This window comes from Gemmatimonadaceae bacterium, assembly GCA_035606695.1.
In the GTDB taxonomy this organism is placed as follows: Bacteria; Gemmatimonadota; Gemmatimonadetes; order Gemmatimonadales; family Gemmatimonadaceae; genus JAQBQB01.
Genome location: DATNEW010000008.1, coordinates 54,339 through 77,817 on the forward strand (window position 1 = coordinate 54,339; position 23,479 = coordinate 77,817).

Annotated in this window: 27 protein-coding genes; 14 read left to right on the top strand and 13 right to left on the bottom strand. The window is 65.9% G+C overall.

Annotation, left to right across the window (positions count from 1 at the left end):
• Positions 1–52: 52 nt before the first annotated feature.
• Both VN706_02040 and VN706_02045 read right to left on the bottom strand, forming a co-directional pair.
• Complete coding sequence (locus VN706_02040) at positions 53–1,234, bottom strand: Xaa-Pro peptidase family protein (GenBank protein ID HXT14380.1); 1,182 nt, start codon at positions 1,232–1,234, stop codon at positions 53–55.
• Positions 1,235–1,372: 138 nt separating this feature from the next.
• Positions 1,373–2,023 (bottom strand): hypothetical protein, encoded by a 651-nt coding sequence (locus VN706_02045; GenBank protein HXT14381.1) that lies wholly within the window; start codon positions 2,021–2,023, stop codon positions 1,373–1,375.
• A 75-nt stretch (positions 2,024–2,098) separates the two neighbouring features.
• Between VN706_02045 and VN706_02050 the strand changes: the two genes are divergently transcribed.
• From VN706_02050 to VN706_02085, 8 genes are all read left to right on the top strand, one after another.
• Entirely contained in the window at positions 2,099–2,878 is a 780-nt protein-coding gene (locus VN706_02050; protein ID HXT14382.1) for a DUF92 domain-containing protein, read from the top strand.
• A 9-nt stretch (positions 2,879–2,887) separates the two neighbouring features.
• Entirely contained in the window at positions 2,888–4,171 is a 1,284-nt protein-coding gene (locus VN706_02055; GenBank protein HXT14383.1) for an FAD-dependent monooxygenase, read from the top strand.
• Positions 4,168–4,647, top strand: coding sequence for a flavin reductase family protein (locus tag VN706_02060; GenBank protein HXT14384.1), 480 nt, complete (start codon positions 4,168–4,170; stop codon positions 4,645–4,647). The genes VN706_02055 and VN706_02060 overlap by 4 nt, the downstream gene beginning before the upstream one ends.
• 6 nt (positions 4,648–4,653) lie before the next feature.
• Positions 4,654–5,349 (top strand): methyltransferase domain-containing protein, encoded by a 696-nt coding sequence (locus VN706_02065; protein HXT14385.1) that lies wholly within the window; start codon positions 4,654–4,656, stop codon positions 5,347–5,349.
• Positions 5,346–5,879, top strand: a complete 534-nt coding sequence (locus tag VN706_02070) for an SRPBCC family protein (protein HXT14386.1) — start codon at positions 5,346–5,348, stop codon at positions 5,877–5,879. Before VN706_02065 ends, VN706_02070 begins: the two co-directional genes overlap by 4 nt.
• Before the next feature lie 12 nt (positions 5,880–5,891).
• Positions 5,892–7,133 (top strand): beta-ketoacyl-ACP synthase II, encoded by a 1,242-nt coding sequence (gene fabF / locus VN706_02075; GenBank protein ID HXT14387.1) that lies wholly within the window; start codon positions 5,892–5,894, stop codon positions 7,131–7,133.
• Between the two features lie 90 nt (positions 7,134–7,223).
• The gene (locus VN706_02080) at positions 7,224–7,940 is read left to right on the top strand and encodes an aquaporin (protein HXT14388.1); all 717 of its coding nucleotides are present in this window, start codon (positions 7,224–7,226) and stop codon (positions 7,938–7,940) included.
• Positions 7,941–7,965: 25 nt separating this feature from the next.
• The gene (locus VN706_02085) at positions 7,966–8,634 is read left to right on the top strand and encodes a DUF1707 domain-containing protein (GenBank protein HXT14389.1); all 669 of its coding nucleotides are present in this window, start codon (positions 7,966–7,968) and stop codon (positions 8,632–8,634) included.
• An 11-nt stretch (positions 8,635–8,645) separates the two neighbouring features.
• Here VN706_02085 and VN706_02090 read toward each other — a convergent pair whose 3' ends face one another.
• From VN706_02090 to hemB, 3 genes are read right to left on the bottom strand one after another with little or no spacing between them, the layout of a single operon-like run.
• Positions 8,646–9,188 (bottom strand): inorganic diphosphatase, encoded by a 543-nt coding sequence (locus tag VN706_02090; GenBank protein ID HXT14390.1) that lies wholly within the window; start codon positions 9,186–9,188, stop codon positions 8,646–8,648.
• Positions 9,185–10,249 (bottom strand): aldo/keto reductase, encoded by a 1,065-nt coding sequence (locus VN706_02095; GenBank protein ID HXT14391.1) that lies wholly within the window; start codon positions 10,247–10,249, stop codon positions 9,185–9,187. Before VN706_02095 ends, VN706_02090 begins: the two co-directional genes overlap by 4 nt.
• 2 nt (positions 10,250–10,251) lie before the next feature.
• Positions 10,252–11,235, bottom strand: coding sequence for a porphobilinogen synthase (gene hemB, locus VN706_02100; GenBank protein ID HXT14392.1), 984 nt, complete (start codon positions 11,233–11,235; stop codon positions 10,252–10,254).
• Positions 11,236–11,268: 33 nt separating this feature from the next.
• On the opposite strand from hemB, the gene VN706_02105 reads away from it, so the two are divergent.
• From VN706_02105 to VN706_02125, 5 genes are read left to right on the top strand one after another with little or no spacing between them, the layout of a single operon-like run.
• Complete coding sequence (locus VN706_02105; GenBank protein HXT14393.1) at positions 11,269–11,862, top strand: sigma-70 family RNA polymerase sigma factor; 594 nt, start codon at positions 11,269–11,271, stop codon at positions 11,860–11,862.
• Positions 11,863–11,892: 30 nt separating this feature from the next.
• The gene (locus VN706_02110) at positions 11,893–12,750 is read left to right on the top strand and encodes a FecR domain-containing protein (protein ID HXT14394.1); all 858 of its coding nucleotides are present in this window, start codon (positions 11,893–11,895) and stop codon (positions 12,748–12,750) included.
• Positions 12,750–15,143, top strand: coding sequence for a TonB-dependent receptor plug domain-containing protein (locus tag VN706_02115; protein ID HXT14395.1), 2,394 nt, complete (start codon positions 12,750–12,752; stop codon positions 15,141–15,143). Before VN706_02110 ends, VN706_02115 begins: the two co-directional genes overlap by 1 nt.
• Positions 15,133–15,942: a DUF4249 family protein gene (locus VN706_02120; protein ID HXT14396.1), complete on the top strand. Its 810-nt coding sequence runs from the start codon at positions 15,133–15,135 to the stop codon at positions 15,940–15,942. Before VN706_02115 ends, VN706_02120 begins: the two co-directional genes overlap by 11 nt.
• Positions 15,939–17,261, top strand: a complete 1,323-nt coding sequence (locus VN706_02125) for a hypothetical protein (GenBank protein HXT14397.1) — start codon at positions 15,939–15,941, stop codon at positions 17,259–17,261. Before VN706_02120 ends, VN706_02125 begins: the two co-directional genes overlap by 4 nt.
• On the opposite strand, the gene VN706_02130 is transcribed toward VN706_02125, so the two are convergent.
• On the bottom strand, positions 17,258–17,560 hold the full coding sequence (locus tag VN706_02130; GenBank protein ID HXT14398.1) for a helix-hairpin-helix domain-containing protein: 303 nt from the start codon (positions 17,558–17,560) through the stop codon (positions 17,258–17,260). The two genes, VN706_02125 and VN706_02130, sit on opposite strands and share 4 nt — an antisense overlap.
• Before the next feature lie 23 nt (positions 17,561–17,583).
• Positions 17,584–18,006, bottom strand: coding sequence for a VOC family protein (locus VN706_02135; GenBank protein ID HXT14399.1), 423 nt, complete (start codon positions 18,004–18,006; stop codon positions 17,584–17,586).
• 86 nt (positions 18,007–18,092) lie between these two features.
• Between VN706_02135 and VN706_02140 the strand changes: the two genes are divergently transcribed.
• Positions 18,093–18,644: a PadR family transcriptional regulator gene (locus tag VN706_02140; GenBank protein ID HXT14400.1), complete on the top strand. Its 552-nt coding sequence runs from the start codon at positions 18,093–18,095 to the stop codon at positions 18,642–18,644.
• A 45-nt stretch (positions 18,645–18,689) separates the two neighbouring features.
• On the opposite strand, the gene hemC is transcribed toward VN706_02140, so the two are convergent.
• From hemC to ccmA, 6 genes are read right to left on the bottom strand one after another with little or no spacing between them, the layout of a single operon-like run.
• Positions 18,690–19,640, bottom strand: a complete 951-nt coding sequence (hemC, locus tag VN706_02145; GenBank protein HXT14401.1) for a hydroxymethylbilane synthase — start codon at positions 19,638–19,640, stop codon at positions 18,690–18,692.
• Positions 19,637–21,172 carry a uroporphyrinogen-III C-methyltransferase gene (gene cobA, locus VN706_02150; protein HXT14402.1) on the bottom strand — a complete coding sequence of 512 codons (1,536 nt, stop codon included), beginning with the start codon at positions 21,170–21,172 and terminating at the stop codon, positions 19,637–19,639. The genes hemC and cobA overlap by 4 nt, the downstream gene beginning before the upstream one ends.
• On the bottom strand, positions 21,169–21,303 hold the full coding sequence (locus VN706_02155; protein HXT14403.1) for a hypothetical protein: 135 nt from the start codon (positions 21,301–21,303) through the stop codon (positions 21,169–21,171). The genes cobA and VN706_02155 overlap by 4 nt, the downstream gene beginning before the upstream one ends.
• Complete coding sequence (ccsA, locus tag VN706_02160; protein ID HXT14404.1) at positions 21,303–22,001, bottom strand: cytochrome c biogenesis protein CcsA; 699 nt, start codon at positions 21,999–22,001, stop codon at positions 21,303–21,305. Before ccsA ends, VN706_02155 begins: the two co-directional genes overlap by 1 nt.
• Positions 21,998–22,687: a heme exporter protein CcmB gene (locus VN706_02165; protein HXT14405.1), complete on the bottom strand. Its 690-nt coding sequence runs from the start codon at positions 22,685–22,687 to the stop codon at positions 21,998–22,000. The genes ccsA and VN706_02165 overlap by 4 nt, the downstream gene beginning before the upstream one ends.
• Positions 22,684–23,433 (bottom strand): heme ABC exporter ATP-binding protein CcmA, encoded by a 750-nt coding sequence (gene ccmA, locus VN706_02170; protein ID HXT14406.1) that lies wholly within the window; start codon positions 23,431–23,433, stop codon positions 22,684–22,686. The genes VN706_02165 and ccmA overlap by 4 nt, the downstream gene beginning before the upstream one ends.
• Positions 23,434–23,479 lie beyond the last annotated feature (46 nt).

The following is a 23,479-nucleotide window of genomic DNA, read 5'->3' on the forward strand; positions in this document are numbered from 1 at the left end:
CGCTCTCTCCAGTCGACTGTTCCATTCGCAGTCTCCAGTCGATCTTCTGCCGTTAAACGATCATCAACTCTTTCTGATACTCCCGGGGCGTCACTACCGCCTCACCAGGCGTGATGTACACGTTGACTTCGGTCCGCATGCCGATCTTGCCCGGGATGTAAATCCCCGGCTCGATCGAGAACGCCACCCCCGGCACGAGCAACCGCTCCTCACGCGTCTCGAGATTGTCGAGATGCGGCCCGGATCCGTGCAGCTCGCGCGAGTCGATCGAATGCCCGGTACGATGCGTGAAGTTCTCGCCGAATCCGCGCGAATCGATCACCTGGCGCGCCGCGTCGTCCACGTCGGCGCCCTTGATCGCGACGCCGGCCTTGGCCTTCTGCAGCACGAGCGCGATCGCCGCGTCGCGGGCGTCTTTCACGGCATTCCAGATCTCTAATGCGTCCGCGGACGGCTTTCCGAGCGACGCCATCCAGGTCTGGTCGGCCCACACGCCGCCATCCGCCTCGCGCGCCCAGAGGTCGATCAGCAGAATCTCGCCGGGCTTGATCACTTTCGGCGCGTCGGCCGACGGCTCGTAGTGCGGATTCGCCGCGTTCGCGCCGACGGACACATTCGGCCCGTGATCTGTCGTCAACCCATGCTTCTTGAAGTTGTCGAGGATCCAGCCCATCAACTCGTGCTCGGCCAACGGTTCCTTCCCCCGCGCGCGCTCGCCGGCGAGCTCCATCGCGTCCTTTGCCACCGACGCGATGATCTCCGCCGATCGCAGGTGCGACGCGATGTTCTCGGCGTTCCATGTCGCGTAGAAGCGCGACACCAGCTCGCCCGACGACACGACCGTCGCTCCGGCCTCGCGCACCATCTCGATCACGCCCGCCGGCACGCGATCGAGATACGGCACGGCATCACCCGCCGAGTATTCCATGGCGACGCGCTTGCCTTTGATGTGCTTCGCGAGCAGCGATTCGAGACTCTTCCACGACGCGTAGATCTCGCGCGTCCAGTCCGTCGGCCAATGTTTCCACTGCGTTTGTTCGATGGCATGCGTGATGGCGACGGGCTTGCCGCGCGTCGGCACCCAGGCAAATACGCGTCGCGTCGTCATGCCGTCGAGCCGCATGAGTCCACTGGCGATCGGATTCAGACCGCGAAAATCGTACAGCAGCCAACCGTCGACGCCGGCGGCGGCGAGTGCGCGCTGGACGTCGGCGAGCGATTCAGGAGAGAGCATGTCAGTTCTATGAAGTTGGTGTCATCCTGAGACCGAGCGAAGCGAGGACGAAGCGAGGGCGAAGCGAGGGCGAAGGACCCCTTTGTCGCCGAGGACTGCGCACCGCAGCGATAGGGGCCTTCGCTACGCTTCGCGTGCTCAGGATGACGTGTTTGTGAGACCCGCCGTCCGATCGAACGACCGCCAGTCGGCGCGCCACTCGTCGGTTCCTTCGCCGCGCCCATTGCACCGCACGTGCTCCACGGCGCCGATGCTGCCGATCAACAACAGCAGCAGCTCGCGCAGCGACGATTCATAGTACGTGCACCCGATGCTCCCCGGCGCCGTGCCGAGCGTGATCGACCGCGGCACGTCGAGGAGCAGAAACGTGCCGACACGCCGCACGTTGCCGTTGAGATACCGACCCGCGATCTTCCGCGCGTGCCGGAACGCGAGAGGACGCGCCATCGCCGACGGCAAGAGCCGCATCATCTTGCGCGTCACCGGCGAAATCGTGCGATACGACTGTTTGGCGAGATACCGCCCGGCGGCGCGAAACACCGCCTCGGCGTCGGGACGGCGGCCGATCAACTTCGCCAGCGCGATCGCCTCGTCCTGGCCGGTACGATGTCCCCGTTTCGCCGCTTCCGTGTGCCGCTTGATCTGCGCGTAGATCGTGTCACTCAACCCCAACCGCTTGTTGCGCAGCTCGTCGACGAACTCCGCCTCGAACTGGTCGTTCGGCGTATCGACGTTGCGGACGGCCTCGAGGAGGCTGAGCGGGACGAGGGCGTCTACGGTGGCAAGCATGTGCGTCGATAGAAGGGCGGATTGCGAAGCTAGCCGGGCCAGAGAGGCCGTTCAAGCCATAAAGCTTTCAATGTCATGCTGCTGCGCACTCTGATCGGCGCGGCACTCGCCGCCATCATCGCCATCGCCGCGCGGCGGACGCGTTCGCTGACGCCTGACGGCGCGCTCGCGGCCGTCGTGACCGGAACGCTCGCCGCCGCCGCGGGTTGGGCGTGGGCCATTCTGCTGATCGTGTATTTCGTCTCATCGACCGCGTTGTCCCACCTTGGCCGCCGCGAGAAGGAGCAGCGAACCGCCAAGGTAGTCGCCAAAGGAGGTGAGCGCGATGCATTGCAAGTATTCGCGAACGGCGCGGTATTCATCGCCGGCGCGCTCCTCACCATCATCGAGCCCAACACTCGCTGGCTCGCACTCGGCATCGGCGCACTCGCGGCCTCGGCCGCGGATACGTGGGCGACGGAGATTGGAACGCTCTACGGTGGCGGGCCGCGCTCGATCGTCACGTTTCGTCCCGTCGCTGCCGGTATGTCGGGCGGCGTGACGGCGATCGGCTTGATCGCTTCCGCCGCGGGCGCCGGGTTCATCGCGATTCTCGCTCGCGTCTTCGGCGCGCACGGTGACGCGATCGCCATCGCCGCCGGCGGATTCGTCGGGGCGCTCGTCGATTCACTGCTCGGCGCGCTCATCCAGACGCGTCGTTGGTGCCCCGCGTGCGCACAGCTCACCGAACGCATCATTCACGATTGTGGAACGCCGACCACGGCGCGCGGCGGCGTACGATGGCTGACGAACGATGCCGTGAATTTGCTCAGCGGAGTCGCCGGCGGACTTCTGGCTGCTTGGATGGCACGATAGAGTACGAGAATGCACGATGCAGAAGTGCTCGTCGTCGGCGCGGGACCGGCTGGCTCATCCGTGGCGTTTGCGCTGGCGCGCGCCGGCGTCGATGTGCTCATGGTCGATCGCGCGACATTTCCACGGCCAAAGCCGTGTGCCGAGTCGCTGAGCCCCGAAGCGTCGCGCATTCTGGCGAATATGGACGCCCTCGGCGAGATCGAGGCGTCAGGCGCCGCGAAGCTCTCCGGGATCCGCGTCCACGCGCCGAACGGTTCGGTGATCGCCGGCGATTTTGTCGGTGCGCACGGATACAAAGGCAGCACGCCGTATGGTCTGTCCGTGCGCCGCGAAGTTCTCGATGCGGTGCTTCTCGATCGCGCGCGGCGCGCCGGTGCGCGCGTGATGGAACGCGTTCGCGTCACCGACGTCATTCGCGATGACACGAACGCCGCGGCCGGCGTCAACGTTCTCGTCGCGGGCGAGGCACGCGAGCTGCGCGCGCGACTCATCGTTGGCGCGGACGGATTGCGTTCGATCGTCGCGCGCCGCCTTGGACTCGCGCATTCATACCGATGGCCGCGGCGCATCGCGCTCGTCACGCACTATCGCGGCGTGTCGGAGGTCGGGGACCTGGGCGAGATGCACGTCTCACGTGACGGGTTCGTCGGCATCGCCGACGTTGGAAACGGTCTGACGACCGTCGCGCTGGTGGTGCCCGCGTCTCGCGGGCGCGAGATTTCGGCCGATCGGGCGGCGTTCCTGGAGCAGTGGCTTCGTTCGCGTGCGTCGGTCGGTCCTCGATTCGCGAACGCGAAGCGCGCAACGCCGATCGTCGCCACGGGACCATTCGCGGCGCACGCACGGCGCGCGTGGTCCTCAGGGGCGGCACTCATCGGCGATGCAGCGGATTTCTTCGATCCATTTACCGGTCAGGGGATTTATTCGGCGCTGCGCGGCGGCGAGATGCTGGCGCCAAGGCTCTGCGCGGCACTCAAGGCTCCGACAGCCTCTCTCGCCGATCGCGAGCTTGCCGCGTACGACAAGTCGCGCCGGCGCGAGATGGCCGGCAAATGGTTCGTCGAGCGAGTCGTCGGTGCCGTGGTCGCTCGGCCGTCGCTCATCAACCGCGCCGCGCGCAATCTCGCGGCGCGAAAGGATCTCGCCGATTTGCTCATCGGCGTCACCGGAGACTTTGTCCCCGCCCGAGAGGTAGTGAGACTGTCATACTTGTGGAAAGTGTTCGGACCAACGTCGCGAACTGTCCCAGTCGTCCCGTCGCGAAACGGACGGGTCGCCGAGGCCGCAAGATGATCGACGCCGAGACCTTTCGCGCGGTCCTCGGGCGGTTCGCGTCGGGTGTCACCATCCTCACGGCGCGCGACGACGCCGGCCTGGATCACGGCATGACCGCCAGCGCCGTTTGCTCGTTGAGCCTCGACCCGACGCTCGTGCTGGTGTGCATCGATCACGACGCGTCGATGCACCCGCTGATGCTCGAGCATCCCAGTTTTGGTATTAACATACTGTCATCAGACCAGGAAGCATACTCCCGGCGCTTCGCCGCCGAAGAGGACGATCGGTTCGAGGGAATCGCATTCCACCGCGGTCACAACGGTGTCGTGCTCCTCGAGGACGCGCTCGCCCACATGGAGTGCCACGTCGTACGGCACCACGACGCCGGCGACCACACGATATTCATCGCCGAGGTCGACCGCGCCGAGCCCGCGGCGGCGGACGGGCGGCCGCTGCTGTATTACCGCGGCGGTTACGCGCAGCTGGAGCGCTGAGCAGCGGTGCTGACCCCCGCACGGCGGCGCGGCTTCGAGATTCTCGACGACCCGAACGTGCCCACGGATGTGCGCCGCCGTTCAATCGGCGACGTCACGCGCAGCAACCGCCTGCTCGGGGGACTGCGCGCCGCGGTTCGTGAAGTGCTCGAGATTCTCGATTCGCTCCCGGATCGCGGCGCGGTGACGATGCTCGACATCGGCGCGGGCCTCGCCGACATTCCAGCCGCGGTTCGCTCGGCCGCGCGAGATCGCGGCATCACGCTGACCACCGTCGGCGTCGACGAAGCGTTTTCGCTCCTCGGCGCGGCAAGCGACCGGCTCGACCTTCCCGTGTGCGCCGACGCACTCGCGCTGCCGTTTCGCGATGGATCGATCGACGTCGTCATCTGTTCGCAGGTCTTGCATCACTTCGACGATGCCGGCGCGGTCGCGCTGATTCGCGAGATGAACCGCGTCGCGCGCCACGCCGCGATCGTCGCCGATTTGCGGCGGAGCTGGATCGCGGCGGCGGGCTTCTGGCTCGTCTCGTTCCCCCTGCGCTTTCATCGCGTTACCCGACACGACGGCGTCGTCTCCGTGCTGCGCGGTTTCACCGCCGAGGATCTCACGCGTCTCGTGCGCGCGGCCACGGGTAACACGCCGCGCGTGCGGCGGCGTCTTGGATTTCGACTCATCGCGCGCTGGGCGCCGACGACATGACCGCACCATTGGATCTTGGTCCCATGCCGACCGATCGCCGCATGACGACGATCGACGAGCATCTCGTGCGTGCTCCGCTGCCCGTGATCTTCCGCATCGCGGCGGACGTGGAGCATTGGCCTGACCACCTCCCGCATTATCGATTCGTGCGATTCCACGACCGCCGCGGCGACGGCGGCGGCACTGTCGAGATGTCGGCGAATCGCCCGTTCGGTCCGCTACGCTGGCCGACCTGGTGGACGTCGGTCATGAGCGTGACGACGCCCGGCGGAACGCAGCCGGCCTCGATTCGATTTCGGCACATCCACGGCATTACGACCGGCATGGACGTCGAATGGAGCTTCCACGAACGCGGTCCATCCGAAACGCTCGTGCGCATCGTACACGTTTGGAACGGACCGGGGTGGCCGCTGATAAGTCTATTGGCGGCGCGTGCCGTCATCGGACCGATTTTCGTACACGGAATCGCGTCGCGCACCCTTGCAGGTCTGGCGCACGCCGCCGAACGTACGACAGGTCATGTCTCTTGAAGCGGAGTAGCGGTGGCTGAGCGTCGGCGGGTAGCGATCACGGGGATCGGGGTAGTCACTCCGATCGGCATCTCGCATCCCGCCATGTGGGAAGGGCTGCATCGCAGGCGTTCGGCCGTGCGGCCGATTTCGCGTTTCGACGCGTCGATTTATCGAAGTCAAATCGCGGCGGAAATCGATTTTCATACCTCGGACTTCATCGAAGAACGTCGTGCCAAGCGGCTCGATCGCTTCGGGCAGTTCACCGTGGCCTCGGCGCGGCTCGCGATCGAAGACGCGGGACTGAATCTCGGCGCCGAGGATCGCGAGCGTGTCGGTTCGACGATGGGCACGGCGCTGGGCGGTGTCGGCTTCGCCGAAGAGCAGCTCCGCGTCTTCCTCCGCGAAGGGATCAAGAACGTCGCCGTGACGCTGGCGACGAACGTCTTCGGCGGCGCCGCGAGCTGCAACGTCGCCATCGAGTTCGGTGTGCAGGGACCAAACTGCACGAACGCGATGAGCTGCGCGTCCGGCACCATGGCGATCGGCGAAGGCTTTCGCCAGATCAGAGATGGATACGCCGACGTCATGCTCTCCGGCGGCGCCGAAGCGCCTCTCAGCCAGGTATGCTTCGGCGCATTCGCGATCATTCGAGCGATGTCCACGCGCAACGACGAGCCGGACCGCGCGTCGCGTCCGTTCGATCGTACGCGCGACGGCTTCGTGATGGGTGAAGGGGCATCTGTGCTCGTGCTCGAGGAGCTCGGCCGCGCGAAAGCGCGCGGTGCGCATATCTACGGCGAAATCGTGGGATACGCGTACGGCAACGACGCGCATCACATGACCGCGCCGCGGCCCGACGGGTCCCAGGCCGCGCGGGCCATGCGCGGTGCGCTCAAGGATGCGGGTGTCGCGCCGCACGAAATCGGCTACGTGAACGCGCACGGCTCGAGCACGCCGCTCAACGATCCCACCGAGACGCGCGCGATTCGGTCCGTGTTCGGCGATCACGCCTCCAAGCTCCAGGTGAGCAGCACCAAGGCCTACTACGGCCACGCCCTCGGCGCCTCGGGGGCGATCGAGACCGCGATCTGCGCGCTATCGCTCGAGAACGAGTGGCTGCCGCCCACGCTCAACCTCGAGAATCCCGACGACGGCTGCGATCTCGACTACATTCCCGGCAGCGGCCGAACCGCCCGCGTGGACTACATGATGAACAACTCGTTCGGTTTCGGTGGGATCAACGCCGCGTTAGTGTTGAAGCGCGCCGATTGACCTCGTGAGGTTGTGAGGTCGTGAGGTCGTTGGTCGGCGCTGGACGTTCGCAGTCGTGTCGGACATCCCAAACCCCAGCCCCGATCAACAATGAAAGACGCCTGGCGTCACTTCACGGCCGAGTTCATTGGCACGTTCGCGCTCGTCTTCGTGGGCGGCGGCGCGATCATCACGAGCCCGTTGATCTCGATGCAGGCCGTCGTGATCAACATCGCCCTCGCTCACGGGTTGATTCTCGCCATCATGGTCACGGCCACGATGCGCATCTCCGGACATCTGAATCCCGCCGTCACCGCGGGCTTCCTCGTCACGCGGCGTATCGAGCCGATGATGGCGGTCGTCTACTGGATCGCGCAATTCTCGGGCGCCATTCTCGCGGCGTACGCGCTCAAGGGGCTCTTTCCCGCCGTCATCGCGACCAACACGCGCCTGGGCGGCCAGAACATCTCGGCGGACGTGTCGCTGATTCAGGCGATCGTGCTCGAGTTCATCGCGACGTTCTTCCTGGTGTTCGTCGTGTTCGGCACGGCGGTCGATCCGCGCGCGCCGAAGGTTGGCGGCTTCGCGATCGGCCTCACCGTCGCCGCCGACATTCTGGCGATCGGCCCGCTGACGGGCGGCTCGATGAACCCGGCGCGGTCCTTCGGCCCCGCCGTCGTGACCCGCATTTTCGAAGGCCAGAGCGCCTATTGGATCGGTCCAATCCTCGGCGGCATCGCGGCGGCGCTGATCTACGACCGCTTGTTCCTGCCGCGCGAGCCCGAGCCGGTGGATCACGGCGCCGTTCGGCCAGAGCAAAACGCGTAGGGGCATTCGTCCGTATGATGTAGTCGTGCCCGAACCGTTACCGCCGCCGTCGCTGTCGCGTGCTCGCGAACAGAAGATCAGCGAGCTGTCGCAGCATTTCGCGAATGACGATCTGTCGCTCGAGGATCTCGAGCGGCGGATCGAGCGCGTCTACAAAGCGATCTCGGTCGCCGAGCTGGACGCGATCACGGCGGACTTGACGTCGGTCGCCGGCGTGCCGAACGGCGGAGCGGCGCTCGCGCCGGCGGACCGAATCGCGCACGTTGCTCGTGATGCGAATTTGATCGTGGCGCCGTCCCCGGCGATCGAGGCGCCGCGCGGGCGATTGCTGTCGATCATGAGCTCGCATCGCCGCGTCGGCCGTTGGACGGTGCCACGCGATCTCCACGTCTTTGCGTTGTGGAGCGATTCGCGCCTCGATCTCACGACGGCGGTGCTGCCCGTCGGCGGCGTGGTAAACATCGAGATCACGTCGATCATGGCGTCATTTCGCGTGATCGTGTCACCGGACATGCACGTCATCAACGACATGCACGCCTTCATGTCCGACATGCGGAACAGCGCGGACGCAATGGTGCCCGGCACGGTTGCGTCCGCGCGCACGCCAGTCATTCGACTGACCGGCACGGCGTTCATGTCCGACTTCAAGGTGAAGGTGCGGCGGCGCGAAGAGCCGCTGCCCGACGACGATTGATTGGATTGTCGTTACGGCCCGACGCGCATGTACTCGGCGTCGTAGCGTTCGATCGATTCGTTGATGACGCGCATCGCGAACTCGCTCTTCTCCCATCCCAGGATCTGCACGCGCTTGCCTTCGAGATCCTTGTAGGTGGAAAAGAAGTACTCGACTTCCTTCAGCAGATGCTGTGGAATGTCGGCGATGTCGAAGAATTCCTCGTAGTACGGATCCCTGAGCGCCACGGCGAGAATCTTGTCGTCGGGCTCACCGCGATCGAGCATGCGCAGCACGCCGAGCGGACGGACGTCGATCAGACATCCTGAAAACGTCTGCTCTTTCACGAGGACGAGCACGTCGAGCGGATCGCCGTCTTCGTGCAGCGTGCGCGGAATGAGTCCGTAGTCGCCCGGATAGTGGACCGCCGAGTACAGCACTCGGTCCAGCTTCATGATGCCGGTTTTCTTGTCGAGCTCGTACTTGTTGCGGCTGCCGAAGGGAATCTCGATGACGGCCGTGATCTCCTCCGGCGGATGGGGACCTGGAGGGAGGTCGTGCCAGTAGTGGATCATGCGCGATGGGCGATGGGCGCTGGGCGCTGGGCGTCATCGCGCGACATCGTGCCCTTGTACGACATCGGCTCTTCGCCGATGCCAAAGTTCGTCTCGTTCAATTCGTCGACGCGCTCCATCTGCTCGCGCGTGAGGTCGGGCTTGTCGCTCACCCCGGCGAACTCCGCGAGCTGCTCGTCGTCGTACACGTTCGGCAGCGCCGTCACCACGCGCGGCTCGGCGAGCAGCCACTTGAGCGCCGCCTGGCCGAGCGTCATGTCGCGCGTCAAGAAGTCGAGCGTCTTGACTTTGCGCACGCCGTTGATCAACCACGAGCGTGGCCGATGCCGGCGATGATCGTTCTCGGGGAAGACCGTGTCTTCGGTGTATTTCCCTTCCAGCATGCCCGATGCATGGGTCACGCGAATGTTGAAGCAGCAATTTGGCGCGTGCTCTTTGGCGGCGTTCAACATGCCGGTGCCTGGATGCTGTTCGAGCACGTTCCAGATCATCTGGATGGTGTTGATGTCGCGCTCGCGCTCGACCAGTTCCACGGCTTCGTACAGCCACCCGATCGCGGGGCCGAACGCGGCGCCCCATGCGCGAATCTTTCCCTCGCGCTGGAGCTCGCGCATGGTGCCCCACAGCTCGGCGTCGCGCACGTGCTCCATCTTGGCGTTGTGGAGCTGGAGGACGTCGATGTAATCCGTCTCCAAACGCTCCAGGCAGCGATCGACCGCGTAGCGAATGAACGCCGGATCGGTGCGCATGGGAAGCTCGCTCTGTCCGCGCCGGGACTTTTGAGCTTCCTCATTATAAATATCATAACCAACCTTCGTGCCGATGACGACCTCGTCACGGCGGCCGCGGAACGCCTCGGCGATCTGCCGCTCCGCGCGGCCGTTGCCGTACGCGTCGGCCGCGTCGAAGAACGTCACGCCGTGATCGTCGAGCGCGCGGCGCAGCATGGCCACCGCTTCGGCGTCCGTCTTGTCGCCCCACCAGCCGGTGGAGATGGTCCACGTGCCGAAGCCGACTTCGCTCACGCGCACGTCGGTGCCGGGAAAATTACGGTACTTCATGATCAGCGTTGTGAAGTAAGCAGCTTCGCCGCGTCGCACGCGAAGTATGTGATGATGACGTCGGCCCCGGCCCGCCGGATGCCCAGCAACGAATCCATCATGACCCGCTCGCCGTCGATCCAGCCGCGCTCCGCGGCTGCCTGAATCATAGCGTATTCCCCGCTCACCTGGTACGCGGCGAGCGGATAGCCCGTTTCCGTTTTCACGCGCCGGATGACGTCGAGAAACGGCCCGGCCGGCTTCACCATCACCATGTCCGCGCCCTCCTCGATGTCGAGCCGCACCTCGCGCAGCGCTTCATCCGAATTACCGGAGTCCATCTGGTAGCTCCGGCGATCGCCGAACTTCGGCGTCGATTCGGCCGCATCGCGGAACGGACCGTAGAACGGCCCGGCAAACTTCGCCGCGTAGCTCAGGATCGGCGTGGTCGAGTACCCTTCCGCGTCCAGCGCCGCGCGAATCCGCCCCACCCGGCCGTCCATCATGTCGCTCGGCGCCACGATGTCGGCCCCGGCGCGCGCGTGCGAGACCGCTTCGCGCGCCAGCGCTTCGAGCGTTTCGTCGTTGTCCACGTCGCCGTCGTGGATGACGCCGCAGTGCCCGTGATCGGTATACTCGCAGAGACAGACGTCGGTGATCACGACGAGCTCCGGCAGCTCACGCTTGAGCGCGCGCACCGCCTGCTGCACGGGCGCGTCGTCGTTCCAGGCCTGCGACCCGTTCGCGTCCTTGGATTCAGGAATGCCAAACAGGATCACGCCGCCGACGCCAAGGTCGGACGCCTGCCGGGCGTCCCGCAGCATTTCGTCGACCGTCGTCTGAAATACGCCCGGCATCGCCTCCACCGGCTGGCGGATTCCGGATCCCGGACGTACGAATAGCGGTAGTATGAGCTGCGACGGCAGGAGCGACGTTTCGCGAATCAGCCGCCGCAGCGGCTCCGTGCGTCGCAAGCGGCGCGGGCGATAGGACGGAAATGACGGCACGCGTCAAAGTTAACCGGGAACTTACGGCTCCGCATGGCGACGCTTTCGAACGCCGACATCGAGATGCTCGTGCGCCGTGTGCGCACGCACGACGCGGTCGCGTTCGAGCGGCTCTTTCGCGCGCTGCACGCACCGCTGTGCGAAGTCGTCGATTCGCTCGTTCGGTCGCAGGACATCGCCGAGGAGATCGTTCAGGAGCTTTTCTTCACAGTGTGGATCAACGCGAAGCAACTCGACATCGAATCGTCGGCGCGGGCCTACCTGTTCACGGCGGCGCGGAACCGTGCGCTCGCGCATCTTCGGCATCGCTCGGTCATTCGCCGTTGGACCGAGCGCGCCATGCGCGACGAAAGCGTCAATCGCACCGTGAGCGGGCCGACGCCGATCGACGATTCGCTCGAGATCGATGAACGCACGCGCCTGTTGCGCGGCGCCATCGACCGCCTGCCGGTCCGGTGTCGTACCGCCTTGATCCTTCGGCTCGACCATGAAATGTCCCAGGCCGACATCGCGCAGGCGATGGGTGTCACGATCAAGGCCGTCGAAAAACTGCTCGCGTCCGCGAAAGTCCGTTTGCGCGAGCTCGTCGGATCTGCCGCGGACGACGCCGCCGACACCCGAGGGTAGGGTTTTTCACAACCAACGCGTCGTACTCGCATGACGGACGACGAACTCGACGCACGCCCCGGACCGCGCCGCGCGTGGCGCACCGACGAACAATGGACACGGCTCTCCGAGCGCATCACAGGTGCCGGCAGCCATGCGCCGGCGAAGCGTGCTAGCGTACACTGGTATGCGGTTGCCGCCGCCGTGCTGATCGCGGCCGCCGCGACGCTGCTCGTTACCAGGCATGTCGACAATGCATCCCGCGGACGCACGTATGCGACCGCCGCGGGGAAGCGACTCGTCATTCATCTGGACGACGGATCCATCGCCACGCTCGGGCCGGCAAGTTCGCTGCGCATCTCCTCATCGCGCCGCGGCCGCGACATGTCGCTCACCGGACTCGGCGCCTTCCGCGTCGTCCACGACGATGCGCGGCCATTCATCGTCCGCGCCGGCGCCGCGACGGCGCGGGACGTCGGGACGGAATTCACCGTGCGAGCCTATCCGGAAGATTCGCTCGTGAGCGTCGCCGTCACGTCGGGAGCAGTCGCGCTCTCGGACACGTTGCATCCTGCGGTGTTGACGACGATCACCGCCGGACATCTCGGCGTCGTCGCGCCAGGTGGCGCGCCCGTGCAGGTGCATTCCGCGGACGCGTCGACGTACGCAAGCTGGACGTCGGGCGCGTTGAGCTTCGACAACGCATCGCTCGCCCGAGTCGCGGCGGAGCTCGAGCGCTGGTTCGGCGTCGTCATCACGATCCCGGATACGCGGCTCGCGCAGCGACACGTCACCGCGATCTACAGCGCGCCCACGCTCGCGGGCGTGCTCGATGGACTCGCCGCCGCGGCCAGCTTCAATCACGCGCAGCACGGAGACACCATCACGTTCACGCCGAGGACGCGTTGATGAACGCGCGTCATCACGTTCTCTCCGGCGTTACGGCAATCGCGCTCGCGCACGCTGGCCTCGCGCAGACGCCGCGCGTCGTCGATTCGTCGTTCAGCGACTTGCGCGCCGAGGGCAACGGTGTCGCGGCACTGCGCACAATAGTCATGATGGGGTTCGCCAACGAGCCCGCCGACGCCGCGTTGCGCGCGGTGGTCCTTGCCGCACGCCTCAACATCACCTTCGATCCCCAGCTGTCCGGTCTCGCCACGCACGTGACGATTCCATCTCACTCGCGAACCGCGTCGGTCGCGCTGCTCGAGATCGCGCAGGCGGCGCGTCTCCGCGTGCGTGTGTCGGCCGCGGGACAAATCGTCGTCGTCAACGCGTCGCCGGAGATTCCCGCGCGCCGTGCGTCGACCGCCGACAGCACGACCCGCCCTGTCACGCTGCCCGTCGTCGTGTCGGAAGCCGATCGCGTGGAACGCCGCGCATTCGCGACGACGGCGACGATCGGAGCTGTCTCGTTCACTCGCAGTGAGCTGCAATCCGCGCCGCTGTTCGTCGAGCCCGACGTGTTGCGCGCGGTGCAAACGATGCCTGGCGTTGCCGCGCGCAGCGATTATTCCGCCGGCTTCAACGTGCGCGGCGGCGAAGCGGATCAGAATCTCGTGCTGCTCGACGGATATCCGATCTATAATCCATACCACCTGGGCGGCCTGTTCAGCACGTTCATCGACCCCATGGTCGGCCGCGTCGACATGCGTCGCGGGGGACTTCCCGCGGAGTTTGGCGGACGTTTGTCCGGCGTGCTCGACGTGCAGTCGGCCGACGCGACGAGCACATCGCTCGGCGGCCGTGCCGAGGTCTCTCTCATGTCCGCCACGGCGTCGCTCGGCCGCGCGTTCGGCGACGGATCGGGATCGTGGATGATTGGCGCGCGCCGCACCTACGCTGACGCCATCGTCGATCTCTTCAAGCCCGGTGCGTTCCCCTATCACTTCGAGGACGGGCAAGCGCATCTCGCACGCACCTTCGGCTCGGGCATGCGGCTGTCCGTCACCGGATACATCGGCGCTGACGTCAGTGAAGATGACAAAAGCAACGACTCGAACGTGCATTGGGGCAACGGCGTGCTCGGTGCGACGCTCTCCAGGAACTTCGACGCGCGGCCCACGTTATTCGGCATGTCGCTTGGCGACAGCGTCGTCGTTGCTCAACGCGTGTCGCTCACGCGATTCGGTTCCAATGTCGACGTTCTCAACAGCTTTTATCACGCCGCCGATCAAGTCACCGATCAGCGCGCCGGCGGATCGATCACGACCTACCGCCCGACGTTGTCTCATACGATCGGGTACGAAGTGTCCGCCGTGCGCCTCGAGTATCAGGCGAATTCGGCGCTGCCAGGAATCGCCGATCTCTTCCCATTCGATTCACTCAGGCAGCGGTCGGGCGTGGCCTCGCTGTTCGCCGATCAGACGTGGCGCCCAACACCGTCGCTGCTCATCGAGACCGGCGCGCGGTTCGATGCGGTTGAAGCAGCGCGGTGGAGCGGACTGTCCCCGCGCCTGTCGATCAAATACTTCGTCACGCCGGACGCCGCGCTCACCTTCGCCGCCGGCACGTATGCGCAGTGGATGCATTCGCTTGGTCGCGAGGAGGAGCCGCTCGAGCCGCTGCAGTTCTGGGTCGCCAGCGATTCGCTGCTCGCCGTCTCACATTCACGCGACGCGGTCGTCGGCTTCGAGCATTGGCTGTCGTCGCGGCGCCTGTTGCACATTGAGACTTTTTATAAGCGCTACGACCACCTGCTCGTGCCCAACCCATACAGCGACCCGGGCGTACACGGCGACGAGTTCACGACCGCGAGAGGGACGTCCTACGGTGCCGACGTGTTGCTGCGGCAACTCGAGGGTGGACCGTTCAGCGGCTGGCTCGCGTACTCGTATGCCGTGTCATCGCGCATCGGCGCGGATGGCGTGCATTACTTCCCCGGGCAAGATCGTCGTCACAATCTGAATCTCGTGGGCCGCTGGCAGGCCGCCGCCTACACGCTGTCGGCGCGAATGAACGTCGCCAGCGGCCTCCCGACGACGCCAATTCTCGGCAAGTTCGTCCGCGAGCGTTATGACCCCGTGAACCAGCGATGGCTTCCCGAGCCGGGCGACATCGAGCAAAACATCTCCGCGCCGCTGAGCTCCGCACGCTTGCCGTGGTACGGGCGTGTCGATGTCGGCGTGACGCGCGTCGGACACATTCGCGGCTCGACGGTTTCACCGTATCTCAGTGTGGTGAACCTGCTCAACGCGAAGAATCCGGCGGCGTATCTGTACGACTTCAAGGGCCACCCAACGCGCACCACGTTCCCCAACCTTCCATTCGTTCCGACGTTCGGGGTGACCGTTGCGTATTGAACGCGCGGCAATCGCGTTGGTTGCCGCGTCGAGCCTTGCGGCATGCGTCGAGAAATCTCCGACTGAACCCGCCGCGCACGCGCTGGTCGTGCACGCGGTGCTCGACGCGTCCGCGCGCGACCAATACGTCGTCGTCCAATCGACGAATGGCGCAACGGCGTCGGCGACCGGTGTGACCGGCGCCGTCGTGACGCTGTCGCTGCCCGACGGGCGGAACGTGCGCGCCGCGGAGGAACGCGACAGCGTGCACGCGATCGCCTCGTTCGACGCGCCACGCCTCACGACGATCTACCACTTCTCGCTCGATCAGCTTGGCTTCACCGTCGTACCCGGCGCAACCTACCAGCTTCGCGTGGCCGTGCCGGATGGACGCGTCGTGACCGGCCAAACGACGGTTCCATCGACGACACCGGTCACCACGCCCGAGTCGTCGCAACCCTTTACGCTCCTTCGCGACACGCTGCGATTGTCCTGGTCGCGCGTGTCCGGCGCGCGATCGTACGAGGTCTCCGTGGTCTCGGTGCGGGGACCGACCGCGATCTTCGCCGACACCTCGATTGCCCTGACCGGACAATCGAGCAATATGTTCGGTGACGACTTGTTTCCCTTTGTCGGGACACCTGGCCAGGGAACGCCCTATCGCGTCATCGTTAGCGCCGTGGACGGCAACTACTATGACTACTATCGCCGCAGCAGCGACTTCTTCAGCGGCGCTGGCGTGATCGAGCACCTCGATGGCGCCCTGGGAGTTTTCGGCTCGCTCGTGCCAATCGTATCCAAGCAACTCGCGGTGAAGTGAGACTCGCGCGATCGATCGTGCTCACGACCGCTGCCGTGAGTATCGCCGCATGCGCCGAACGACGCGCGCGCAACACGCCGCCGGCCAGTCTGCGAGCGTTGCTCACAGTCGACACGTCGGTGTCGCCCGACGCGTGGATGCGTTCGCATCCCGCTGACTCCCTCCGTTCGGATGCACCGTCCTGGGACGTTGACGCCGAGTGCCTCGTCGCCATCGGCAACGACACGATCGAAGGGCTCGTCGTTCGCCACGCCGCGGTTTTCGATCCGCCGATGCCGCCTCGCGACTTCACGCTCGACGCGGATACGACGCGCTTCGCCGAGCGACACTGTCGGCTGCGCGCGGTCGTCATCCGGGTCGTGGGAAGTGACTCGACCAGGTCGATCATCGCCCTCGACTCGCTGCAGCGCGTATTCGGCGCGGTGGATCCCGATTATCATGTGCTGATTGGCCGCGTCCTTCGCGTCCGGAATACCCTGCGCGTTTACGGCGCTGACGATCCCCACGGCATGATCGGCACGGTGTTCCCGTCGGCGGACCGACCTGGCGCGCTGCTCGACTCGATGCTTCATATCGCCGGAGATGATTCGTTGCGAGAGGCGGCGGTCGTCGCCGAGCGAATCTCGCACGACTCAGTCGTGACGGCCGACAGTGATTCCGTCGTAGTGCGCGCGATACGCATCCTGAGCACCGATACCGCGCATCGCACCGCCGAGCAGCGAGCGGCCGCGCTGCGCTCGGCGGATCTCATGATGAGTCTCGCGGCGTCGCAGTTCTTCGCGGCCCGGGACAGCGTCGGCCGCGCGCGCTCCGCCGCACGACGCGCCACATACGAGCATTTGGGCGCCGTGTACTGGAACGACGAGCCGGACGCGATGATGGAATACTCACACAACGTTCGGCGCGCGGCGTACGCGGCGGCTCCGAGGAGTCGGGCGGGACAAAGCGCGTTGCTTGCCGCGCTGTTCGACGGAGTGACGGTCGACTCCACGGGCGACACGCGGAAGCCGCGCTTCGTCATCGACGCCGGCGAGCGCGCGCTCGCGACGCACGCCGCCGATACGGCGATGGTGCATCTCGCGCTCGCACAGGCGTACGCCGACGTCTACGCGATCGCGCACGGAGGCTACGGCGAGCTCGTTGATTCGACCGAGTACGCGCGTGACTATCCCGATGCGCACCAACGCGCCATCGCGCACGGCCGCGCCGCCATCGCCAGCCTCACCGATCCGGCGCGCCGCGCGCAGGCGTGGATGGTCACGTTCGACGCGATCCTCGGGCGCCGAGATCGGCTCTACTATCCGTTCATCAACGATTAGCCGCCCGCGACCGCCGCCAACGTTCGCTTCCGCTCCGCGGTGTAGTGCCACCACGCTCGCTTGGGCGAGCCTTCCATGTACCGAATCGCGGCAATGAACGTATCGAGCACACAGGGATCGTGTCGCACGCCGGTGAGCGCGTTGAGCCGATCGTAGAGCGCGTACGCATTCGCGCCGGCGAGCGAGTGCGGATGATCGAGCCCGAGCTTCCGAAAGTCGGCCGCGATGCGCGGACCGACGTTCGGGATCTGCTCGAGATCGAAGACGTTCTCGCGCGATTTGGCGAGTCGCTTGGGCATGAGCGTGTCCTCGCGTAGAAGGGTCAGAATGCCGCGAAGCCGACGACGTTCCCGCCCGGCTCGCGTACATAGAACTCCGTCGATCCGTAGAAGGTCGTGTGGCGCGGTTTCACGACGGGCACGCCGGCGAGCGCGTGCTCGATCGCGTCGAGATCGTCCATGCTCGGCACGGTGATGAAGAGCGCCGTGCTGTGGCCGACCAGGTCCGCTTCCTGACTGGGGGCGTCCGCGATGACGCTCGCCTTCGTCTGATACATGATCTCGACGCCGTCCTTCTGCAGAATGCAGAAGACGAGCGTTCCGTCGTCACCCGGTACTTCGCTGGACTTCGTGAAGCCCAGCCGATCGACCCAGAACGCCGCACACGGCTCGACGTGGTCGACGATGAGAACCGGCGTGAGCGCCTTGAGTGTTGCCGCCATCGTTGCCTCCGGAATGCCCGTCATATGATCCGTCCCTCGCGGTAGCGACTAGTATAATTAATACTAGTCTCGGTTGACGGCTAGTATAATTAAGACTAGATTGCCCGTCAATGCCCCGCCCCGCTGGTGTCACCCTCGCCGATCTCGTCGTCCTCTCCATGCTCGCCGAACGGCCGATGCACGGCTACGAGCTGTGGGCCGAGTTGGAGCGGCGGCAAGTGGAGAAGTGGGCGAGTATCACGAAAGCGCAAGTCTACTATTCGTTACGCAAGCTGGATGCGGCAGGCCATATCCAGGCGATCGAGAACGACGAATCACTCGGTCCCGAGCGCCGCGTCTACAAGCCGGGCGACGACGGACGGCGTTTGCTCGCGAGCTCGCTGGCTCACGCACGCTGGGCGACAGAGCGTCCCCCCGACCCGTTCCTCACATGGATGGTGTTGTCATGGCAGGCGCGCCCGCGTGATTTCCAGGCTCAGATCGCGCGCCGCCGAAAGTTCATCGAGCGGCAGATCGAGGAAGACACGGCGGCGCTCGACGCCGTGATCGAGGAGACGTCGCCGACCTCGGACGCGGCGATGGTGGTACGGCTCTCGATCAGGCAGTTCGTCACGGAGCTGGAGTGGCTCGCGGAGGTCGAGGCGCGCCAGCGACCCGGATAGCTCGAGCTGTTAGAGAAGGAGCGTACCCGGGGACGAAGGTGTCCCCTACTCCGGCTGCGGAGACGGCAAATGCTCCGCGCGCCGAAGCGATTCCAGAATATCAGACGCCCCTCGGTGCCGAAGCTCGTTCGCCAAGCGGACGCCGCTCAACTCCGGCTGCGACTCATCGAGCGGGATCGATCCGCGCAACACCCGCGTTCCCTTCACATCGGCGATGAATCCATGGAGCTCCGTCCGCTCGTCGTCTCGCACGACGAGCGCCCCGATCGGCACCTGGCATCCGCCCTCGAGCGCGCCCAGGAACGCCCGCTCCGCGCGCGTATCCGCCATCGTCGGCTCATCCGCGAGCGGCGCGAGGACCTTTCGAGAATCCTCATCGTCGGTGCGAATCTGAACGGCGATCGCACCTTGCCCCGCCGCCGGTAGCCAGGCAGGAGCATCGAGGTACGCGGTGATACGCTGCGAGACGCCGAGCCGATGCAACCCCGCCGCCGCGAGAATCGCGGCGTGCACATGGCCCTCGTCCACCTTCTTCACGCGCGTCGGCACGTTGCCACGTAAATCGACGACCTCGAGATCGGGCCGTACGGCGTGCAGCTGCGCGCGGCGCCTCAAGCTCGATGTCCCGACCCGGCTTCCCGGCGCCAGCTCATCCAGCGAGCTCGCGCCCGTGATGCTGTTCGCAATGAGCACGTCGCGCGGATCTTCGCGCGGCAAGAGCGCCACGATCTCCAGTCCGTGCGGCATCTCCGTCGGCAGGTCCTTTAGAGAATGCACACAGCATTGCACCTTGCCGTTCGCGAGATCCGCCTCGAGCTCCTTCGTGAACAATCCCTTCGCGCCGATCGCGCTCAGGGGCTCGTCGAGTCGCTTGTCGCCCACGGTCTTGTACGTCTTGAGCTCGGCCTCGATACCCGCCAGCGCCAGCGCGTGCTGCACCATCCGCGCCTGGCGCAGCGCCAGCTCGGATGCCCGCGTGGCGATGAGAAACGTCACGCCGGCACCGCCGCATAGTGCCGCTCGATCGCATCCACGAGCCCGGCGATCGTCGACTGGTCCGCCTCGACGATCACGTCGATGCCGGCGTTGCGCGCGGCGGCCGTCGTGATCGGTCCGATCGACGCCGCCGGCGCCCGGCGCGCGATTGCTTCACCGGCCGCCGCGACGAACGCATTCACCGACGACGCCGAGGTGAACGTGATGAGATCGACGGCGCTCGATTCCAGCTCGTCGCGCAGCGCCGCGGCGCCCTCTTCATCAATCGTCGAACGATAGGTCTCGACGCGTTCGACTATACCGCCAAGTTCGGTCAAGCCATCCTCGAGCGTCTCGCGCGCACCTTGCGCCGCGGCATACAGCACGCGAACGCCGCGCACGTCGCGCCGATCGCGCAGGGCATCGAGCAGCGCCTCCGCGACAAAGCGATCGGGTGCGACGTCCACCGCGAGTCCGCGCGCCAGCAGCGCGTCTGCCGTCGCCGGCCCAACGGCGGCGATCTTCATGCCGGCGAACGCACGCGCGTCGCGGCCCGTATCACGCAGCGCGTCCCAGAAAATCTTCACCGCATTCTGGCTCGTGAAGATCGCCCAGCCGAATTCACTCATGCGCGCGAGCGCGCCGCGCAATGGCGCATCGTCGAGCGGCTCGATGCGCGTCGCGGGCATTTCGAGCACGTCCGCGCCGCGCGCGATCAACGCACCCGTCAGCGAACCCGCCTGCGACCGCGCGCGCGTCACCACGATGCGTTTTCCGAACAGCGGCCGGCGATCGAACCACGCGATCTCTTCGCGCAGCGCGGCCACGGGCCCGATCACCGTGATGACGGGCGCCGTGAGCTCGTGCCGCGTGATCTCGTCCGCGAGCGTGGCGAGCGTCGCATCGACGGTGCGCTGCTTGGGATACGTGCCCCACTGAATCGCCGCCGCGGGCGTGTCCGCCGACAGGCCGCCCTCGATCAGCGCCTGCACGATGTTCGGCAGCGTCTTCACCGCCATGTACAGCACGATGGTACCACCGGCCTTCGCGAGCGCGGACCACGACACCGCCGCGGCGCTGTCCTTGAGAGGATCCTCATGGCCGGTCGCGAACGTGACCGTCGTCGACAGGCCGCGATGCGTCACCGGAATACCGGCATACGCGGGCGCGGCGATTCCCGCCGTCACGCCGGGAACGAGCTCGAATGGAATGCCTTCGGCCGCGAGCGCTTGCGCTTCTTCGCTGCCGCGTCCGAACACCAGCGGGTCGCCGCCCTTGAGGCGCACGACTCGCTTGCCGTCGCGTCCGAGCTGCACGAGCAGGGCGTTGATCTCGTCCTGCCGCGCGGAATCAGACGCGCCGCCGCGCTTGCCGACGTCGTACAACTCGAGCGGCGTCTCGCGCTCCTGCACCTGCGCGAGGCCGATCAATGCCGGATTTGCCAACGCGTCGTAGACGATCGCGTCGCAGCTGATGAGCAACTCGCCGCCGCGCAGTGTCAGCAATCCGGGATCGCCCGGACCGGCGCCGACGAGATACACGATGCCGGTCATTCCGAGCCCGAACGGAAGGCGCGCGCAGAACGACGAAGCCGCCTGGCACGCACCCACAAGCTGAACGCGTAGCCGCCGTACAGCACGGCGATCACGGTGTACGCGATGTGATACGGAGTCGAGGTATCCATCACGCGCCTCCGGTGAGCTCGAGTCTCGCCGCGTCGCGCACGATGCCGAACCGATAGCGCGCGCCGATCAGGACCACACAGAGGAACGCCATCGACGCCATGCTGAACAACAACGTCACGAGCATCTCGTGCGGCAACGACGGCGCGCTTGGCTTGAGCACGATCGGCATGGGGTGCAGCGTGCGGAACATGTAGACGCTGAGATGGATGAATGGAATCAGAATCGCCGCCAGCACGGCGAGCACCGCGGAGTAGCGGGCGCGCATGGCGTCCTCTTCGATCGCGCCGCGCATCACGAGATAGGCCGCGACGAGAAACCACAGAAAGAGCGTCAGCGTCAACCGGGCGTCCCACGTCCACCACGTCCCCCAGATCCACCGTCCCCACAGCGGTCCGGTGATCAGCACGCCCGATAGAAATACCAAGCCAACTTCCGCGGACGCCTCGGCGAGACGATCGGCCCGCTCCTCGTGCAGCCAGAGGTACACGATCGACATCAGCGCCGTGATGCTCACCGCGAGATACGCGCTGATCGCCGACGGCACGTGGATGTAATAGATCTTCTGCGCCAATCCCTGCGTCGCTTCCGCGGGCGTGAAGAAGATGGCGCGAATGTAGACGCCGATCATGAGAATCGCCGCGACCGCGAACCACGGTCCCAAGATCGGACGCCGTTCTGGAACTTGAATGGAGCTCATTCTTCGAGCGTGAAGGGAAACGCCAACGTGCAGGCGACGAGGAACACGATGTCGAACGCGACCAGGATCTTCAACCACGGCCACGCTTCGGCGAGCGGCCGGCCGGCAAGGACCCGCGCCGTCGCCTGCGCCGCCGACATCACAATTGGAACAAAAAACGGCAGGCTGAGCATCGGCAACAACAGCTCGGCGAGCCGTGTGTTGACCGCCATCGCGGCGAAGAGGGTCCCGACGGCGACCAGCCCCACGATCGCCAGGACGGCGATCGCGGCGACGACGAGCAGCGGTTTTCCGAACGGCAGATTGTAGAACAGCGCGAGCGCCGGGATCGTGATGCACTGCACCGCGCCGACGAACAGCAGATTCCCGATCGCCTTGCCAAGGTACACCGCTTCGCGGCTGACCGGAGAAACCAGCAATCCGTCGATCGCGCGATCCGTTTCCTCGACGCTGAACGAGCGCTGAAGACCGAGCAGCCCCGAGAAGGTGAGAATCACCCACAACACACCGGGCGCGAGATCGAGCGACGACACGACGGTCGAATCCCACGCGAAGAAAAAGATCGTGAGCCCGAGCACCGCGAACACGACCGCGGAGAAGAACGCCGTGCGCGTGCGAAACTCGATCGAGAGATCCTTGCGCGCGATCAACCACGCGGCGGCGAGCGTGCCCGGAGCAGCGGTCACGTCAACACGTCCACCGCGGACCGCGCTCCCGCGCCGCCAAGCACGAGCGCGCGATATTCGTTGAAGTAGCGGCGCGCGTCGATCTGCGATGCGTCGTCGACGCGAACGATGCGGCCGTCGAGCATCACCGCGGCGTGCGAGGCAACGGCCAATCCTTCGTCGACGTTATGCGTGACGAGGAGCAGCGCCGCCCCCGACGCGCGCAGCACATGGAGCATGTCGGTGAGCGCCGCGCCACCCGCCGCATCGAGGCCGGTGTACGGTTCATCGAGCAACACGACGGACGGTTCGTGCACGATCGCCCGCGCGATCGAGACGCGCTGCTGCAGGCCTCGGCTCAATGCACGCACCGGCGCGTCGGCACGATCGGCGATGCGCATGCGCTCCAGGGCGCGCAGCGCGGCGTCCATTGGCTTTGGCACACCGTACAGCTTCGCGGCGAACGCCACGTTCTCCCGTGCGGTGAGTGCGCGGTAGAGCATGCTCTGATGCGAGATCAGGCCGATCATCGCGCGCGCCGGCGCGTTGTCGCGCAACGCCTGCCCGCTCACGAGCACCGTTCCCGCGTTCGGCTTGAGCAACCCGGCGATTACACGCAGCAGCGTCGTTTTTCCCGCACCGTTCGGCCCGAACAGCGCGAGACATTCACCGGAGATGAGGGAAAGGTCCACGCCGTTGACGGCGCGGCGGCGGCCGAAGGTCCGGACGACGCCGGACAGCTCGACCGCCACGGGGGAATCGGGCATGCCACAAGATAAGCGATTACAAACGCTTACACCGCGACCTCATAGA